This window comes from Pseudomonas marginalis, from assembly GCF_024169655.1.
GTDB classification, from domain to species: domain Bacteria; phylum Pseudomonadota; class Gammaproteobacteria; order Pseudomonadales; family Pseudomonadaceae; genus Aquipseudomonas; species Aquipseudomonas paraveronii.
Map to the genome: position 1 here is coordinate 2,121,245 of NZ_JALJWV010000001.1, position 20,087 is coordinate 2,141,331.

2 protein-coding genes are annotated in these 20,087 nt (G+C 64.7%); both read left to right on the top strand.

All coding sequences use genetic code 11. The features are described from left to right. Positions 1-39 precede the first annotated feature (39 nt). Entirely contained in the window at positions 40-7,773 is a 7,734-nt protein-coding gene (locus J2Y83_RS09645) for a non-ribosomal peptide synthetase (RefSeq protein WP_253394726.1), read from the top strand. Next, entirely contained in the window at positions 7,770-20,087 is a 12,318-nt protein-coding gene (locus J2Y83_RS09650; RefSeq protein WP_253394728.1) for a non-ribosomal peptide synthetase, read from the top strand. Before J2Y83_RS09645 ends, J2Y83_RS09650 begins: the two co-directional genes overlap by 4 nt.

A 20,087-nucleotide genomic window follows, 5' to 3' on the forward strand; every position in this document is an offset into this window, starting at 1 on the left:
GGCTGAGGCCGGTCCCCTTTATTCCGGATTGGATTGACCATGACCGATATCGACCGCGATGAACTGCTTGCCCTGTTACTTGATGATGAAGCGCCAGCCGCACCCACCGGGCCGGGCCGACGCACCGAGAATGGGCCGGCGCCGCTGTCGTTCGCCCAGCGCCGCTTGTGGTTTCTCCAACAATACGACGTGGACAGCCCGGCCTATAACTCGGCACGGGCGCTACGCATTCATGGCCAGCCGGATGTCGCGGCATTGCAGGCTGCCTTGTGCCGGCTGATCGAACGCCACGCCAGCCTGCGCACCCGCTTCGTGCTGGTCGATGATCGGCCAATGCAGGTCATCGAGCCCAGTGTGGATTTCCACCTCGAATGCGTGAAGCTGCCAGCCGATGCCAACCTCGAAGCGGAACTGCGCCAGCGCGTCGCCGTGCCATTCGACCTCGGCCAGGCGCCGCTGCTGCGCGCCAGCCTGTTGTGCGACGAGGAGGGTGCGGTGTTGCTGTTGTGCCTGCACCATATCGTCGCCGATGCCTGGTCCAACCCGCTGCTGATCGCCGACCTGGGCCAGGCCTATGCCGCAGCATTGGGCGGCAACGACCGCGCATTGCCGAGCCTGCCCCTGGATTACGCCGACTACGCGACCTGGCAGCACCAGCGCTTTGCCGGCCAGGGTACCACCGAAGGCCAGGCGTATTGGCGCGAGTATCTGGGCCAGGACGTGCCCGTATTGGAACTGCCCAGCGATCGCCCACGTAGCGCCGCGCCACGTCTGCAAGCGGCGCGGCACGATGTTCGCGTGCCGGCCGCCACCGCCCACGCCGTGCGTGAATTCTGCCGCCAGCAGCATTGCTCGCCATTCGTGTTGTTGCTTGGCGCCTGGCAAGTGTTGCTGGCGCGCTACAGCGGTCAACTCGACTTCGCCGTCGGCGTGCCCAACGCCGCACGCAGTCATGCCCAAGTGCAAGACATCGTCGGCTTCTTCGTCAACACCCAAGTCTACCGCGCCCGACTCGAGCGCCAACTGACCACCCGACACCTGTGCGGCCGCCTGCGCGCTGAAAGCCGCATCGCGCTCGAACAGGCGGAATTCCCGTTCGAGTGCGTGCTGGACGGTTTGAACCTGACCCGCGACCTGCATCACACGGCGCTGTTCCAGGTGCTGTTCAACTTCCGCCATGCCCGCGACGCCCAGGCCTTGCACCTGCCGGGGTTGAACGTGGAGGTGCTGGACATCGAGCTGGAAAGCGCGCGCTTCGACCTGACCCTGGACGTCATCGCCGGCCCCGACGGCATTGATTGCCGGCTGGAGTACGTCACCGCGCTGTATGACGCCGCGACGATCGACCAACTTGGCCGGCATCTGTGCCAGTTGTTGCAGGGCATGGTCGCCGCGCCCGACCGCTCGGTGTTCAGCCTGCCGCTGCTGGGCGTTGCCGAGCGGGAACAATTGAGCGTTTGGAACGCCACTGACATCCGCTACCCGCAGTCTCCAAGCGTGCCTGCGCTGATCGCCGAACAGGTTCGTGCCACGCCTGACGCGTTGGCGCTGGTGTATGGCGACACACGCCTGAGCTACGCCGAGCTGGACGCCCGCGCCAATCAACTCGCCCATTGGCTGCAAAGCCAGGGCGTGGGGCCGGAGGTGTCGGTTGCCGTTTCGGCCGAACGTTCGGTGGAGTTGGTGGTAGCGCTGCTGGGCGTGATCAAGGCCGGTGGTGCGTATTTGCCGCTCGACCCGGACCTTCCGCGGGAGCGCCTGCAAGGCATGCTCGCCGACAGTGGCAGCCCGTTGCTGTTGACTCAAACCCACCTGCTCGACAAGTGGGCTGGCGAGGCCGGCGTGGCGGTGCATGTCCTCGAAAACTTGCCATTAGCGACGCAGTTGCAGACCGCACCGAGCGTCGATATCGGCCCGGAAAACCTGGTTTATTGCCTGTACACCTCCGGCTCCACCGGCAAGCCCAAAGCGGTCGGTAACCGCCACGCTGGCTTGCTCAATCGCTTGCAATGGATGCAGGCCGAATATGGCCTGAGCGCGAGCGACCGCGTGCTGCAAAAGACCCCGTACAGCTTCGACGTGTCGGTGTGGGAGTTCTTCTGGCCGCTGCTCAGCGGCGCGGCGCTGGTCATGGCGCCGCCGGGCGCGCACCGTGATCCGCAGTGGCTGCGCGAGTTGATCGTCGAGCACGGCATCACCACGTTGCACTTCGTGCCCTCGATGCTCCAGGCGTTCGTTTCGGCGGGAGAACTGCCAGCTTGCACGTCGCTCAAACGCATCATTTGCAGCGGCGAAGCCTTGCCGGCGGAATTGCAGCGCCAAGTGCTGGCACAAACCGCCAGCGAGTTGCACAACCTGTACGGCCCGACTGAAGCGGCCATCGACGTCACGTCCTGGGCATGCCGTGAGGACGGTAACAGCGTGCCGATTGGCCGACCGATTGCCAATACGCAGATCCATATCCTAGACGCCGACCTCAACCCTGTCCCCGTGGGCGTAGCAGGCGAGTTGTACATCGCCGGCGTGAACCTGGCGCGCGGTTATCAGGCGCGTCCATCGCTGACCGCCGAGCGCTTCGTGGCCAACCCCTACGGCGCGCCAGGTGCGCGCATGTACCGCAGCGGTGACCTGGCGCGCTGGCGTGCCGATGGTGCGATCGACTACCTCGGTCGCCTCGATCATCAGGTCAAGTTGCGCGGCTTGCGTATCGAGCTGGGCGAGATCGAAGCGGTGCTGCTCGCCCATGCCAACGTGCAGGAAAGCGTGGTTATTGTCCGCGACGACAAGCTGATCGGCTACTGGGTGGGCGACGCGACCGAAGAGGAAGTGCTCAAGGCGCATCTGGCCCGGCACGTCCCTGAATACATGCTGCCGTGGCGATTGATGCAGGTGCCGGCGATGCCGCTTTCGGCCAACGGCAAGCTGGATCGCAAGCAACTGCCGCAGCCTGAAGGGCAGGTCGCTGTCGAGGGTTATGTCGCGCCGCGCAGCGAGGTTGAGCAGGCCCTGGCGGCCATCTGGGCGGAGGTGTTGGGCCTGGAGCAAGTCGGTATTGCCGACAATTTCTTCGAGCTGGGTGGCGACTCTATCCTGTCGTTGCAAGTGATCAGCCGGGCGCGACGTGCCGGTTGGCAGCTCAACCCCCGCGACCTGTTCGAGCATCAGCAAATCGCTGCCTTGGCGCGAGTCGCCGTGCCCCTGGATCAAGCCCGCGTTGACAGCGGTCCTGTGCAGGGCGAGGCGCCCGTCACGCCGATCCAGGCGCACTTCTTCGCCCAGGCAGTGCCGGTCCCAGGCCACTGGAACCAGGCGTTGCTGCTGCGTCCGCTGCACAACCTGGAGCCTGGCGCGTTGGGCGAGGCGCTGGTGGCGCTGTTTGCGCATCACGATGCCCTGCGCCTGCAATTCCAGCGCGTCGAGGACCATTGGTGCGCCCGCCATGGGCAGGGCACAGCATCGCTGCTGGATTGCCGAACCTTGAGCGGGTCCGAACCCGAGGCGATCAGCGCGGTATGCGCAGAAGCCCAACGTGGTTTCGATCTGGGCCAAAGCGCTCTGTTCAAAGGGCTGCTGATGCAGTTGGCCGATGGCGAACAACGTCTGTTACTGGTCGCTCATCACTTGGTGGTGGACGGTGTGTCCTGGCGCATCCTTCTCGAAGACCTGGCGCAGCTCTATACCCAGGCGCTCGCCGGTTCGCCCATGGCGCTCGCCTCGCGCACCAGCAGCTTCAAGGCTTGGGGCGAGTACCTCCAGAGTTGGGCGCGTCAGGGCCTGAACGACCCCGAGCACGCCTACTGGCAGGCATATTCCGAGACGCCGGCCACCGCGTTGAGCGTGCAACGCCCGCAAGGCAGCCGCGCCCTCGGCGCCACAGCCCAAGTGCGTGTGCAACTCGACCCGGCGCGCACCCGTGCACTGCTGGGCGCGGCCCACGGTGCTTATCGCACGCGCATCGATGAGCTGCTGTTGGCCGGGCTGGCCCAGACGTTGTGCCAATGGAGCGGCCAGCCGGCGGTGGACATCCTCCTCGAAGGCCACGGCCGCACGCCGGCCGCGGATGCCCCCGTGGACCTGGACCTGAGCCGCAGCGTGGGCTGGTTCACGGCGCTGTACCCGCTGCAACTGGTGCCTGGCGGTGATTCGCCCGCGCACGCCATCAAAGCCATCAAGGAGCAACTGCGCCAAGTCCCCGGCCAAGGTCTTGGCTACGGCGTGTTGCGCTACCTGAACGAGGGCGCGCTGGCTGGCCAACTGGCGGCCCGGGCGAGCCCGCAAGTCACCTTCAACTACCTTGGCCAGTTCGACCCAGGCCGCTCGGCGGGTGGCCTGTTTGCCTGGGCCGAGGAAAGCCTCGGCGCGTCCCTGGACCCGAGCGCTGACGCTGACAGCGAATGGGTCATCACCGGCCAGGTGCGCGACGGCTGTCTGCAACTGAGCTGGCGCTACGGCACCGAGCGTTTCGACCGCGACGTGGTGCAAGCCTTGGCCGAGCGCTACCTGGCAACCCTGGGCGGTTTGATCGACCATTGCCTGAGCCCCGATGCTGCGGGCGTCACGCCCTCGGACTTCCCTCTGGCGACCGTCAGCCAGTCCCAATTGGACGCGCTGCCGGTGGCCGCCGCCAACCTCGAAGACCTTTACCCGTTGTCGCCGCTGCAACAGGGCATGCTCTTTCATGCCTTGCAGGGCGGGGCCAGCAGCGCTTATGTGAATCAGGTCTGCGTGCCGCTGAGCGACGTCGACGGCCCGCGTTTCGCTGCGGCCTGGGAGCGGGTCACCGAGGAACACGCGATCCTGCGCGCCGGTTTCGCCTGGGAAGGCGACTTGCCGCAGCCGCTGCAATGGATCCATCGCCGGCTGCCATCCCCGGTGCGGCACTTGGACTGGCGCGCACGATCGGCCATACAGGCTCGATTGGACTTGGCCGAACTGGCCGATGCCCAGCGCGACCAAGGCTTCGACCTGCGCCAGCCGCCGTTGCAGCGGGTGTTGCTGGTACGCCTGGGCGAAAGCGACTACCAGTTGATCTGGACCCGCCATCACATCCTTCTCGATGGCTGGGCCACGGCGCGGCTGATCGAAGAAGTGCTGCTGCATTACCGAGGCGAATCGCCCGTCGCGAGCGCTAGCCGCTACCGGGATTACCTGGCCTGGCTAGGCTGCCAGGACGCTAATTCGAGCCAAGCGTTCTGGAGCGAACAACTGCGTCAGTTGGATGAACCGACCCGGCTGGCCGACGCCTTGCCAGCGGTGCAGGCCCAGGCGGGGCATGGCGACCTGCGCCTGCAATTGGACCCCAGTGTCACCTCGGCGTTGGTGGCGTTTGCGCGCCGTGAGCGCGTGACGTTGAACACCTTGGTGCAAGGTGCCTGGAGCCTGCTTTTGCAGCGCTACACCGGACAGCGCAGCGTTGCCTTCGGCGCCACCGTGGCCGGGCGCCCGACTGCACTGGTCGATGCCGAGCGCGTGCTCGGGCTGTTTATCAATACCTTGCCGATTATCCAGGCGCCCGGCCCCGAGCGTTTGCTGGGTGACTGGCTGCGTGACCTGCAATCGCTGAACCTGGCGGTCCGCGAGCATGAGCACACGCCACTGTTCGATATCCAGCGCTGGGCCGGGCAGGGCGGCCAGGCGTTGTTCGACAGCGTGCTGGTGTTCGAAAACTACCCGGTGGACAGCGCCTTGCGCAGCGGCAGTGGCGTGCGGTTCGGCCAGGTCGTCTCGCGGGAAACCACCCATTACCCGTTGACCGTGGTGATTCATGCCGGCGATACGCTGAACGTGCAGTTGAGTTATTTGCTAGGCGCCTTCGATGCGGCCAGCGTGGTTCGCCTCGGCGAGCATTTCAACAACCTGCTGCTGGCGATGGCATCCCAGGCGCCGGGTGCGTCCCCGGTGCGCCTCGGCGAGTTGCGCATGCTCGATACCGCGGAACAACGGCAATTGTCGGACTTGAATGCCACCCACTTCCAGTACCCGTCATACCGGAACCTACCCGCGCTGCTCGACGCACAGGTTCGCGCCACACCCCACGCCTTGGCGTTGGTGTATGGCGACACACGCTTGAGCTACGCCGAATTGGACGCCCGCGCCAACCAACTCGCGCATTGGCTGCAAAGCCAGGGCGTGGGGCCGGATGTGCCGGTCGGCGTTTCCGCCGAGCGCTCGGTGGAGTTGGTGGTGGCACTGCTGGGCGTGATCAAGGCCGGTGGCGCGTATCTGCCGCTGGACCCGGACCACCCGCGTGAGCGCCTGCAAGGCATGTTGGCCGACAGCGGCAGCCCGTTGCTGCTGACTCAAACGCACCTGCTGGACACGTGGTCGGGCGATGCCGGCGTGCCGGTGCATGCGCTGGAAAACTTGCCCTTGGGCATCCAGCCGTCGACCGCACCGACCGTCGATATCGCCCCGGAAAACCTGGTCTACTGCCTGTACACCTCCGGCTCCACCGGCAAGCCCAAAGCGGTCGGTAACCGCCACGCTGGCTTGCTCAATCGCCTGCAATGGATGCAGGCCGAGTACGGTCTCACTGCCAATGACCGTGTGCTGCAAAAGACCCCGTACAGCTTCGACGTGTCGGTGTGGGAGTTCTTCTGGCCCCTGCTCAGCGGCGCGGCGCTGGTCATGGCGCCGCCGGGTGCGCACCGTGATCCGCAGGCGTTGCGCGAGCTGATCGTCGAGCACGGCATCAGCACGTTGCACTTCGTGCCGTCGATGCTCCAGGCGTTCGTTTCGGCGGGAGAACTGCCGGCTTGCACCTCGCTTAAACGCATCATTTGCAGCGGCGAAGCCTTGCCGGCGGAATTGCAGCGTCAAGTGCTGGCACAAACCGCCAGCGAGTTGCACAACCTGTACGGCCCGACTGAAGCGGCCATCGACGTCACGTCCTGGGCATGCCGTGAGGACGGTAACAGCGTGCCGATTGGCCGACCGATTGCCAATACGCAGATCCATATCCTCGACGCCGACCTCAACCCTGTCCCCGTGGGTGTGGCGGGCGAGTTGTACATCGCCGGTGTGAACCTGGCGCGCGGTTATCAGGCGCGTCCATCGCTGACCGCCGAGCGCTTCGTGGCCAACCCCTACGGCGCGCCAGGCGCGCGCATGTACCGCAGCGGCGACCTGGCGCGCTGGCGTGCCGATGGTGCGATCGACTACCTCGGTCGCCTCGACCATCAGGTCAAGTTGCGTGGCCAGCGTATCGAGCTGGGCGAGATCGAAGCGGTGTTGCTCACCCATGGTGCCGTGCGTGAATGCGTGGTGGTTGCCGGGGACAATCAACTGCTGGGTTACTGGGTCGGCGCCGATGCCGATGAAGCCGCGCTTAAATTTCACCTCGCCCAGCACGTTCCTGAATACATGGTGCCGTGGCGATTGATGCAATTGCCGGCGATGCCGCTCTCGGCCAACGGCAAGCTGGATCGCAAGCAGTTGCCACAGGTCGAGGCGCAGGCCGCCGCTACAGGCTATGTCGAACCGCGCAATGACGCCGAGCGTTGCCTGGCCAGGATCTGGTCCGAGGTGCTGGGCGTGGAGCGGGTTGGTGTGACGGATGACTTTTTCGAGCTGGGTGGGCATTCGTTGCTCGCGACCCGCCTGGCCTCGCAGATCCGCCACCAGTTAGGCGTACAGATACACCTCGGCGCGGTGTTCGACACACCGACGGTCGAGGCGCTTGCTCGGCACCTGGAGCACATTCCGGCGCACACCCCCGAAGACGAGGTGGACGCCATGACCCAATTGCTGAACGAACTGGAGCGCATTGAATGAACGACCTGAGCCAAGCCCACGGCCCCAGCTACCGTGACGATCCGTTGCGCCCGCTGGCCGAACGGCTCAACGCTCTTCCTGCCGAAAAGCAGCGGATATTCCTGCAGCAGTTGCGTGAAAAAGGCATCGACGCGCGCCGTCTGCCTATCGTCCCGGCGCCTGCCGAGGCGAAGTCCTCGTTGTCCTACAGCCAGCACCGGCTATGGCTGCTCTGGCAGTTGGAGCCGACCGCCAGCGCTTATCACATCACCGGCGGCCTGCAACTCACCGGTGAACTGAACGAAGCGGCGCTGGATGCGGCCCTGGCCAATATCGTCGCCCGTCACGCGGTACTGCGCAGCGACTTCCCCAGTGAGGACGGTGAGCCGGTGCTGCGTGTACATGCCGCCGATGCCTGTGCCGTGATTCTGGGGCGCGAAGACCTCAGCGATTTGTCGACCCAGGCCCAGGACGCGGCCTTGACGCGCCTGGCCCAGGCTCAGGCCCGACAACCGTTCGACCTGACCCAGGGGCCTTTGCTGCGCTTGTGCCTGGTGCGCTGTGACGCCGAGCGGCATGCCTTGCTGGTCACGCTGCACCACATCGTCGCCGACGGCGTCTCGGTGGAGCTGTTCGTGCAAGAGCTGGCTAGCGGCTATGCCCGTTGCCTGCAGGCCGTCGACAGTCCGTTGCCCAGCCTTGACGTGCAATACAGCGACTATGCGCGCTGGCAGCGCCTATGGCTGGAATCCGGGGAAAGTGAGCAGCAACTGGCCTATTGGCGTGAGCGCCTGGGCAGTGACGAGCCGGTGCTGGAGTTGCCAGCGGATCACCTGCGTTGCGGCTTGCCCACCTATCGCGGGGCGCGGGTCGGCAAGCCGTTGTCTGACGCCACCAGCCGCCGCTTGCGGCAGTTCGCCCGTAGTCAACAAGCCACGCCGTTCATGGTTTTGCTCGCAGCCTATGGCGTGTGGCTAAGCCGCCTGTGCGGCCAGGCAGAATTGCGCGTCGGCATCCCGGTTGCCAATCGCGAGGCCGTCGCGACCCAGGGTTTGATTGGTTGCTTTGTCAACACTCAAGTCTGGCCGTTACGCGTCTCGCGCCGTGAATCCTTCATCGACCAGCTTAAGGCCGTGCGCGAGCAGGCATTGCAAGCCCAAGCGCATCAGGATTTGCCCTTCGAACAACTGGTTGAAGCACTGCAACCCCAACGCAGCATGGGCCGCAACCCGCTGTTCCAGGTCATGTTCAACCACTTGCAGCGCGGCGACAGCCAGCTGGACGCGGGCGGGCTGGTCTTCGAGCGCCTGGACCAGGCCGCTGAAACCGCGCAGTTGGACCTGACCCTGACCACCGAGGAAAACCGCCAGGGCCAGATCACCGCGACCTTCAGCTACGCGACCGACCTGTTCGAGGCCTCCACCGTACAAGCCTGGCACGCGCATTTCCTGTTCCTGCTCGAGCAACTGCTGGAACAGCCCGAGCGTGCGTTGCACGAACTGCAGCAACTGACCCCCGCCGAGCAACAGCAACTGTCCGGTTGGAACGCAACCCAGGAAAACTACCCCTCATACGCGAATCTGCCGGCGTTGATCGACCAGCAAGTGCGCGCCACGCCTGATTCACTGGCACTGGTCTGCGGCGACACACGCCTGAGCTACGCCGAGCTGGACGCCCGCGCCAATCAACTCGCCCATTGGCTGCAAAGCCAGGGCGTGGGGCCGGATGTGCCGGTTGCCGTTTCCGCCGAGCGTTCGGTGGAATTGGTGGTAGCGCTGCTGGGCGTGATCAAGGCCGGTGGTGCGTATTTGCCGCTCGACCCGGACCTTCCGCGGGAGCGCCTGCAAGGCATGCTCGCCGACAGTGGCAGCCCGTTGCTGTTGACTCAAGCCCACCTGCTCGACAAGTGGGCTGGCGAGGCCGGCGTGGCGGTGCATGTCCTCGAAAACTTGCCATTAGCGACGCAGTTGCAGACCGCCCCGAGCGTCGATATCGGCCCGGAAAACCTGGTTTATTGCCTGTACACCTCCGGTTCCACCGGCAAGCCCAAAGCGGTCGGTAACCGCCACGCTGGCTTGCTCAATCGCCTGCAATGGATGCAGGCCGAATATGGCCTGAGCGCGAGCGACCGCGTGCTGCAAAAGACCCCGTACAGCTTCGACGTGTCGGTGTGGGAGTTCTTCTGGCCGCTGCTCAGCGGCGCGGCGCTGGTCATGGCGCCGCCGGGCGCGCACCGTGATCCGCAGGCGTTGCGCGAGCTGATCGTCGAGCACGGCATCACCACGTTGCACTTTGTGCCGTCGATGCTCCAGGCGTTCGTTTCGGCGGGAGAACTGCCGGCTTGCACCTCGCTTAAACGCATCATTTGCAGTGGCGAAGCCTTGCCGGCGGAATTGCAGCGCCAAGTGCTGGCACAAACCGCCAGCGAGTTGCACAACCTGTACGGCCCGACTGAAGCGGCCATCGACGTCACATCCTGGGCATGCCGTGAGGACGGTAACAGCGTGCCGATTGGCCGACCGATTGCCAATACGCAGATCCATATCCTCGACGCCGACCTCAACCCTGTCCCCGTGGGCGTAGCAGGCGAGTTGTACATCGCCGGTGTGAACCTGGCACGCGGTTATCAGGCGCGTCCATCGCTGACCGCCGAGCGCTTCGTGGCCAACCCCTACGGCGCGCCAGGCGCGCGCATGTACCGCAGCGGCGACCTGGCGCGCTGGCGTGCCGATGGCGCGATTGACTACCTCGGTCGCCTCGATCACCAGGTCAAGTTACGCGGCTTGCGTATCGAACTGGGCGAGATCGAAGCGGTGCTGCTCGCCCATGCCAACGTGCAGGAAAGCGTGGTTATTGTCCGCGACGACAAGCTGATCGGCTACTGGGTGGGCGACGCGACCGACGAGGAAGAACTCAAGGCGCATCTGGCCCGGCACGTCCCTGAATACATGGTGCCGTGGCGATTGATGCAGGTGCCGGCGATGCCGCTCTCGGCTAACGGCAAGCTGGATCGCAAGCAACTGCCGCAGCCTGAAGGGCAGGTCGCTGTCGAGGGTTATGTCGCGCCGCGCAGCGAGGTCGAGCAGACCCTGGCGGCCATCTGGGCGGAGGTGTTGGGCCTGGAGCGCGTCGGTATTGCCGACAATTTCTTCGAGCTGGGTGGCGACTCTATCCTGTCGTTGCAAGTGATCAGTAGGGCGCGTCAGGCAGGCTGGCAATTGAGCCCTCGCGATCTGTTCCTGCACCCGAGCCTGGCAGCCTTGGCTCATGCAGCGCGAAGTGCTCGCCAGTGTGCCGAGCAGCAGCCGGGCGTGACCGTAGGGCCCGCACCACTGACGCCGATTCAGCAGTATTTTTTCAGTCAGGAAATCGCACAGCGCCAGCACTGGAACCAGTCAGCCTTACTGCGGCCGTTACAGGCCTTGCAAGCCGAACCCCTGCGCGCCAGCCTTGCAGCCCTGACTGAACACCACGCCAGCCTGCGTCTGCGCTATCAGCAGGACGCTCATGGCACCTGGCAACAAGGCTACACAGCGTTTTCTGACGACAACCTGCTGGTGGAAATTGATGCCTCGGACGCCGAGATCTTTCTTCACGAAGCCGAGCGCCTGCAAACCAGTCTCGATCTGAACAACGGTCCATTGTTGCGCGCCGCCTTGCTGGGCTTGAGCGATGGCAGCCAACGGCTGTTGATCGTGGTCCATCACCTGGTGGTGGATGGCGTGTCCTGGCGAGTGCTGGTGGAAGACTTGCAGCAAGCCTATCGGCAGCAGACCGCTGGCCAGGCGGTGACGCTGGCGCCGGTGGGTGCCAGCTTTGCCCAGTGGGGTGAGCGCTTGCAGGCATTCGCGCAAAGCCCGGCGCTGTTTGATGAGCTGGATTACTGGCGCGCGCAGACGCTTGGGCAACCGGCACGGGTGCTGGGGTGTGAAGGCCAGGCGGTGGAACGCCGACTGCGCCTGCCGGCCGAACTGACCCGGCGCCTGCACAAGGAAGCGTCAGGCGCCTATCGCACGCGTCTGGATGAACTGCTGCTCGTAGCCTTGGCCCGAGTGCTCTGCCGACAAAGCGGGCATGCGTCGCTAAGCGTTGCCCTGGAAGCTCACGGACGCGATGCGTTGCCTGCGCCCTACCACGAAGGCCTGAATATCGAGCGCAGCGTCGGCTGGTTCACCAGCCTGTACCCGGTGCGCCTGAGCCCAGGCCTTGGCGACCTGGGTTCGGCGATCAAAGCGGTCAAGGAGCAACTGCGCCAGGTGCCGAACAAGGGCATTGGCTACGGTGTGTTGCGCTACCTCGGCCCGGCGTCTGCCCAGGCATTGCTCGCCGAGCAGGCCCCGCCGCAAGTGATGTTCAACTACCTGGGGCAATACGACGGCAGCCTCGATGGCCAGCGTCTGTTTGGCCTTGCCAGTGAACCGCAAGGCCGTCAGCGCGACGATGCCGCGCCCCTCAGTCACGCGCTGACGGTCAATGCGCGGCTGGTTGAAGGCCAGTTGCAATTCGAAGGCCGCGCCGATACTGGACATTACAGCGCCTCGCAACTGGAGTGTCTGCTGGACGACCTGCGCGCCGAACTGAGCCTGCTCGCCGCCCATTGCCTGACCCCTGAAAATGCTGCCCTGACGCCTTCCGACGTCCCACTGGCCGGGCTGACTCAGGCCCAGCTTGACGCCTTGCCCCTGGCAGCGCGCGACGTAGAAGACCTGTATCCGCTGTCGCCACTGCAACAGGGGCTGCTATTCCATACCCTGCAAGACGATGCTGAATCGGCCTACGTCAATCAGATCGACGTGGTGCTCGAAGGTCTCGACCCGCAACGCTTCCTTCAAGCCTGGGACACGACCGTGCAACAGCACGCCACGTTGCGTAGCGTGTTTCTCTGGCAGGGCGAACTCAGCGTGCCGCTGCAAGCGGTCCTGCGCCGTGGCCCGGCAGTGGCGCAACTGCATGACGCCCGCGGGCTCAGCCAGCAGGCGCTGGACGAATGGGCCAACGCCGAGCGCGTTCAAGGTTTCGACCTGACGCGCTTGCCGCTGCAACGGGTGCAACTGTTACGCCTGGATGCCACCCGCTGCCGCATGATCTGGACCTTCCACCACATCCTTCTCGATGGCTGGAGCAGTGCGCGGCTGATCGGCGAGGTGCTGCAACATTACGCGGGCGAACGCCCACTGGCGCCGCGCAGTCAGTATCGCGACTACATTGCCTGGCTGGGCGCCCAGGATGGACGGGCGGCCCAAACCTACTGGCAAGCGCGCCTGGCGACTATGGAGGGCCCGACGTTGCTCGCCGAAAGCCTGCCAGCCCGGGATACCCAAGGGCTTGGCGATGCGATCGGGCATGGCGTGATCCGCAGCGGCCTGTCGGTTGCAGACAGCCAGCGTCTGCGCCAGTTTGCCCGCCGCCAACGCGTGACGCTCAACACCCTGGTGCAAGGTGCCTGGGCCCTGCTGCTGCAAACCTATACCGGGCAATCACCGGTAGCATTTGGCGCGACCGTAGCGGGACGGCCGAGTGCTCTGGACGATGCCGAAGCGGTGGTTGGTCTGTTCATCAACACCGTGCCGGTGATCGCCGGTGGCGAAGCGGGCCAGGGGGTGGGTGATTGGTTGCGTGAACTGCAAACCCAAAGCGCCGAGGCGGGTGAATTCGAACACACGCCGCTGGCGGACATCCAGCGATGGGCGGGGTTGAGCGGACAAAGCCTGTTCGACAGCCTGCTGGTGTTCGAGAACTATCCGGTCGATCACGCCATGCGCCAGCGCAGCGGCGTACATATCGAAGCGTCGAGCACGCTGGAAGCGACCCACTATCCGTTGTCTCTGGCGATTTTTGCCGGTGAAACGCTGGACATCACGTTCGGTTACCGCCGAGATGCGTTCGCCACCGCCCGGGTCGAGGCGCTGGCCGGACATCTCAACAGCCTGTTGCTTGGCCTGATCGCCGATGCCCACCGGCCGTTGGCTGCGATCAGCCTGCTAAGCGATACCGAACACGCTCAACTCATGGCCTGGAGCACGTCGGACTACGCGCCGCCGGCTTTCGCCAGCGTGCAGCAACGCATCGCTGCCCACGCTGCGGCCGATCCGCAGCGCGTCGCCCTTATCTGTGCGGGTCAGAACCTGACCCGTGGCGAACTGGAGCAACAGGCCAACCGCCTGGCCCACGCGTTGATTGCCCGTGGCGTCTGCGCCGAAACGTGTGTCGGTGTGGCTTTGCAGCGGTCCAACCGGCTGTTGGTGGCGTTGCTGGCGGTGGCCAAGGCCGGTGCGGCATTCGTACCGTTGGCGTTGGACTACCCCCGCGAACGTCTCGGCTATGTGCTGGAAGACAGCGGCATGAGCCTGCTGATCACCGAGCAGATGGCCCTGGAACGTCTGCCCGCAGCGCCGGGCCTGGCGTTGCTTGATCTCGACACGCTAGACCTGGACGGCTACAGCGACCAGGCCCCCGACGTCGAGGTGCACGCGCAAAACCTCGCGTACCTGATTTACACCTCAGGCTCCAGCGGGACCCCCAAAGGGGTGGCCGTGGCCCATGGCCCGCTGGCCATGCATTGCGACGCCACCGCGCCGTTGTATGACATGAGCGCGCAATCCCGTGAGTTCCACTTCATTTCCTTTGCCTTCGATGGCGCCCATGAGCGCTGGCTGACCGCGTTGACGTGCGGCGCCAGCTTGGTGCTGCGCGACGAGGAGCTGTGGTCTGCGGCGCGCACCTTGCAGGCATTGGCGGAACATCAGGTCACCAACGCCGGCTTCCCTCCGGTCTACCTTGCCCAGATGGCTGCCGAAGCCCAGGCCCAAGGCTGCGCCCCGGCATTGGATCTGTACTCCTTTGGCGGCGAAGCCATGCCTCAGGCCAGCTTCGAGCGCATCCGCCAGACCTTGGCGCCGCGTACCCTGATTAATGGCTACGGGCCGACCGAAACCGTGGTCACGCCACTGGTATGGAAAGTGCCGGCCAGCCAGGCCTGCCTGTCGGCCTACGCCCCGATCGGCCGTCCTGTTGGCGACCGCCGCGCCTACATTCTCGACGCGTACCTGCAGCCGGTGCCGGCCGGGGTTAGCGGCGAGCTGTACCTGGGCGGCACGGGCCTGGCCCGCGAATACCACGGCCGACCGGGGATGAGCGCCGAGCGTTTTGTGCCGGACCCATTCGGCGCGCCCGGTGCGCGCATGTACCGCAGCGGTGACCGTGTGTTGTGGGGGGCCGATGGAGTGATCGAATACGTCGGTCGCATCGACCAGCAGATCAAGATTCGAGGCTATCGCATCGAGCCCGGTGAGGTCGAAGCGCGCATCCAGCAACACCCTGAAGTCGAGACCTGCGTGGTGCTGGCCTTGCCTTCGCCGACCGGTCCGCGGCTGGTCGCCTATGCCGTGGCCACAGTGTCGGCGGATGAGCCGAGCCTGGAGGCGCGCGTCAAGCAGGCGCTGGCCGGGCAGTTGCCGGACTACATGATTCCGGCGCGGCTGGTGTGGTTGCCAAGCCTGCCGGTCACCCCAAACGGCAAGCTCGACCGGGCTGCGCTGCCGAGCCCGGACTGGCATGTCCAGGACGGCGAATTCATTGCGCCTCATGGCGAGGTGGAAACCTTGCTGGCTGGCCTCTGGCAACAGTTGCTGGGCCATTCGCAGGTCGGCGCGACCGAAAACTTCTTCGAGCTGGGCGGCGACTCCATCGTGTCCCTGCAACTGGTGGGCCGTGCGCGTCAGGCTGGCGTGCTGCTGACGCCCAAGGATGTATTCGAACAGCAGACTATCCGGGGCCTGGCCCAGGTGGCCAAGGTTCAGGAAAACGTCGACCAGGCACAAGGCCCGGTCACGGGTTCTGCCGCGTTGACGCCGATCCAGGCCTGGTTCTTCGAAAGCCCGATCAATGCCCGTCAGCACTGGAACCAGTCGGTACTGCTGCAACCGCGAGAACCATTGGACGCGACGCTGCTGAGTCGCGCGTTGCAGGCTTTGGTGGCTCACCACGATGCCTTGCGCCTGCGCTTTACCCAGGACGCCGGCGGCCTCTGGCAGCAGAGCCACGTCGAGACGGCTTCGGTGCCGCTGGATCATGTGCAGGTGACTGACGCCACACAATTGGCCAGCGCCTGTAGCCGCATTCAAGCCGGGCTGAACCTCAGTGCGGGTCCTTTGCTGCGCTGTCTGCTGCTGGATAGTCCGCAGGGGCAGCGTCTGTTGCTGGCCGCTCATCACCTGGTGGTGGACGGTGTGTCTTGGCGCATTCTTCTCGAAGACCTGCAACGTGCCTATGGCCAGCTCCAGGCTGGCCAGCCGCTGGATTTGGGGCACAAAACCAGTGCTTTCCAGCGCTGGGGCGAAGTGCTCCAGGCTCAGGCACCCTCGCGTGTGGCGGAACTGGACTTCTGGCGCGCCACTCTGGCAACAGGCGTGGCCAGCCTGCCCTTGATGGATGAAATGGGCAGTCGTCGCCGTGACCAAGTGCGTGAGTGTCAGGTGCGCCTGGACGAGCCACTGACGCGCCAATTGCTGACCCAGGCGCTACAGGCCTATCGCAGCAGAGTCGATGAACTGCTGCTCACCGCGCTGGCCCGTGTGGTCCTGCGCGCGACGGGTGGCGAGAGCCTGCTGGTAGGCCTGGAGGGCCATGGCCGTGAGGTCCCGGCCGATTACCGCGATGTTGACCTCAGTCGTAGTGTGGGCTGGTTCACCAGCCTGTACCCGGTGCGCCTGCACGCCGACCCCGCAGCGCCAGCCGGTGTGGCGATTCGTGGCATCAAGGAGCAACTGCGCCAAGTGCCTGATCAAGGTATGGGGTATGGAATCCTGCGCTACTTTGGCGAGCCTCAGGTGCGTGTCGAACTGGCCGGTGGCCCGCAACCGTCGATCACGTTCAACTACCTTGGCCAGACCGACCGTGGCCTGGATGCCCAGGGATTGTTCAGCATCGCGCCCGAGCGTGGCGGTGATGATCAGGCGGCCGATGCGCCGTTGGGCAACGAACTGATCATCAATGCTCAGGTGCGCCAGGGCGAGTTACACATGAATTGGCAGTACAGCGGCGCGCGGCTTGCTTCGGCCTGGGTCGAGCAATTGGCGCAGGCATGCCGTGCCGAGTTGCAAGGCTTGATCGAGCATTGCCTTAGCCCGGACGCGCAACGCTTCACCCCCTCGGACTTTCCGCTGGCAGGGCTGGACCAAGGCACGCTGGAAGGCCTGCGGTTGCCCGTCGATACCGAGTTGCTTTATCCGCTGTCGCCGTTGCAGCAGGGCATGTTGTTCCACGCCTTGCAGGCCCCAGACGAAAGCCACTACCTCAACCAGTTGAGTCTGGCCATCGACGGCCTCGACGCTGCGCGCTTCAAACACGCCTGGGACACCACGGTGGCGCGGCATGACGTGCTGCGCACCCTGTTCCTTTGGGAAGGGTTGAGCCAGCCATTGCAAGCAGTACGTCGCAGCGTGCCGTCTCCGGTGCGGCTGCTCGACTGGCGCGAGCGGGCGGACCGCGAAATAGCCGTCGAGGCGCTGGCGCAGCAGGAGCGTAATGAGGGCTTCGATCTGGGTACCGCGCCCTTGCTTCGAGTGCTGTTGGTACGTCTGGGTGAGCAACGCTATCAGTTGATTTTGACCAGCCATCACTTGTTGCTCGATGGCTGGAGCTCATCGCGACTGATCGCCGAGGTCTTGCAGCACTACCGGGGCACACCACCTGCGGAGGTGGCAGGGCGCTTTGTCGATTACGTGCAATGGCTGCAGCAGCATGATCTGGCGCAGCGCCAGGCTTTCTGGCGCGAGCGCCTGGTCGATCTGGATGAACCGACCTTGCTGGTCAACACCGTGACCGGCGTGGGCGAGGGTGTTGGTCACCGCCAGCACCACTGGCAATGCGATGCGGCGATGACCGCGCGGCTGATCGCCATCGCCCGCCGCGAGCGCGTGACCCTCAACACCTTAGTGCAAGGCGCCTGGAGCCTTTTACTGCAACGCTATAGCGGGCAGGCCACGGTAGCATTTGGCGCCACTGTGGCGGGCCGTCCGGCACAGTTGCCTGATTCCGAACGCACGCTGGGGCTGTTCATCAACACGTTGCCGGTGATTCAGACGCCGCCCGCTCAGCAGCCTTTGGGCGAATGGCTGCGTCAGTTGCAAGGCTTCAACAGTGCGCTGCGCGAACATGAACATACGCCATTGTTCGAGATCCAGGGCTGGGCCGGGCAGGGTGGCCAAGCCCTGTTCGACACCTTGCTGGTGTTCGAAAACTACCCAGTGGAACAGGCCCTTGGTGAAGCCAGCGGCTTGCGTTTCTGGCCAGTGCAGCGGCACGAAACCACGCACTACCCACTGACCCTGGTGATTCATGCCGGCGCGCAATTGCAGATTGAATTCAGCTACCGTCAGGACGCTTTCGCCGAAGCCGAGATAGTCCGTTTCAGCGAACACTTGGCCGGATTGCTGGCGCAGTTCGAAGACAGCCGTCGTCCGTTGGCTAGCCTGACCTTGTTGAGCCCTGTCGAGGTTCGCCAGATCGACGCGTGGAACGCCACCGATACCCGCTATGCGCAGTATTCGAGCCTGCCCGCATTGATTACTGAACAGGTTGGTGCCACGCCTGATGCCTTGGCGCTGGTGTATGGCGACACACGCCTGAGCTACGCCGAGCTGGACGCCCGCGCCAATCAACTCGCCCATTGGCTGCAAAGCCAGGGCGTGGGGCCGGAGGTGCCGGTTGCCGTTTCCGCCGAGCGTTCGGTGGAGTTGGTAGTAGCGCTGCTGGGCGTGATCAAGGCCGGTGGTGCGTATTTGCCGCTGGACCCGGACCTTCCGCGGGAGCGCCTGCAAGGCATGCTCGCCGACAGTGGCAGCCCGTTGCTGTTGACTCAAACCCACCTGCTGGATAAGTGGGCTGGCGAGGCAGGCGTGGCGGTGCATGTCCTCGAAAACTTGCCATTAGCGACACAGTTGCAGACCGCACCGACTGTCAATATTGGCCCGGAAAACCTGGTTTATTGCCTGTACACCTCCGGCTCCACCGGCAAGCCCAAAGCGGTCGGTAACCGCCACGCTGGCTTGCTCAATCGCCTGCAATGGATGCAGGCCGAATATGGCCTGAGCGCGAGCGACCGCGTGCTGCAAAAGACCCCGTACAGCTTCGACGTGTCGGTGTGGGAGTTCTTCTGGCCGCTGCTCAGCGGCGCGGCGCTGGTCATGGCACCGCCGGGTGCGCACCGTGATCCGCAGTGGTTGCGCGAGTTGATCGTCGAGCACGGCATCACCACGCTGCACTTCGTGCCCTCGATGCTCCAGGCCTTCGTTTCGGCGGGAGAACTGCCGGCTTGCACCTCGCTCAAACGCATCATTTGCAGTGGCGAAGCCTTGCCGGCGGAATTGCAGCGCCAAGTGCTGGCACAAACCGCCAGCGAGTTGCACAACCTGTACGGCCCGACTGAAGCGGCCATCGACGTCACGTCCTGGGCATGCCGTGAGGACGGTAACAGCGTGCCGATTGGCCGACCGATTGCCAATACGCAGATTCACATTCTCGATGCCGACCTCAACCCCGTCCCCGTGGGTGTGGCGGGCGAGTTGTACATCGCCGGCGTGAACCTGGCGCGCGGTTATCAGGCGCGTCCATCGCTGACCGCCGAACGCTTCGTGGCCAACCCCTACGGCGCGCCAGGTACGCGCATGTACCGCAGCGGCGACCTGGCGCGCTGGCGTGCCGATGGTGCGATTGACTACCTCGGTCGCCTCGATCATCAGGTCAAGTTGCGTGGCTTGCGTATCGAGCTGGGCGAGATCGAAACCGTACTGGTGGGGCATGAGGCCGTTCGCGAAGCGGTCGTCATTGCCCAGGACGACAAACTGATTGGCTACTGGGTCGGTGATGCCTGTGATGAGGCGGCGCTTAAATTTCACCTCGGCCAGCACGTTCCTGAATACATGGTGCCGTGGCGATTGATGCAGGTGCCGGCGATGCCGCTCTCGGCTAACGGCAAGCTGGATCGCAAGCAACTGCCGCAACCCGAAGGGCAGGGCGCGCCGAGTGGGCATGTGCCACCGAGCAGCGATGCTGAACGGGCACTGTCAGCTATCTGGGCCGAAGTGCTGGGCCTGGATCAGGTTGGGGTCACCGACAGCTTCTTCGAGCTGGGTGGGCATTCGCTGAGCGTCATGCAAGTGCGCGCCCAATTGCAACAACGCCATGGCTGTCACCTGCCGATCAACGCCTTCTTCGATCACGTCACCGTGCAGAAGTTGGCCGAGCAACTGCCGAGCGATTTGTTCGCCGCAGCGGTCGAGCAGCGTGAGCGCCTGGATGACATGGCTCGCTGGTTGGATGAATTCGAGGTTTGA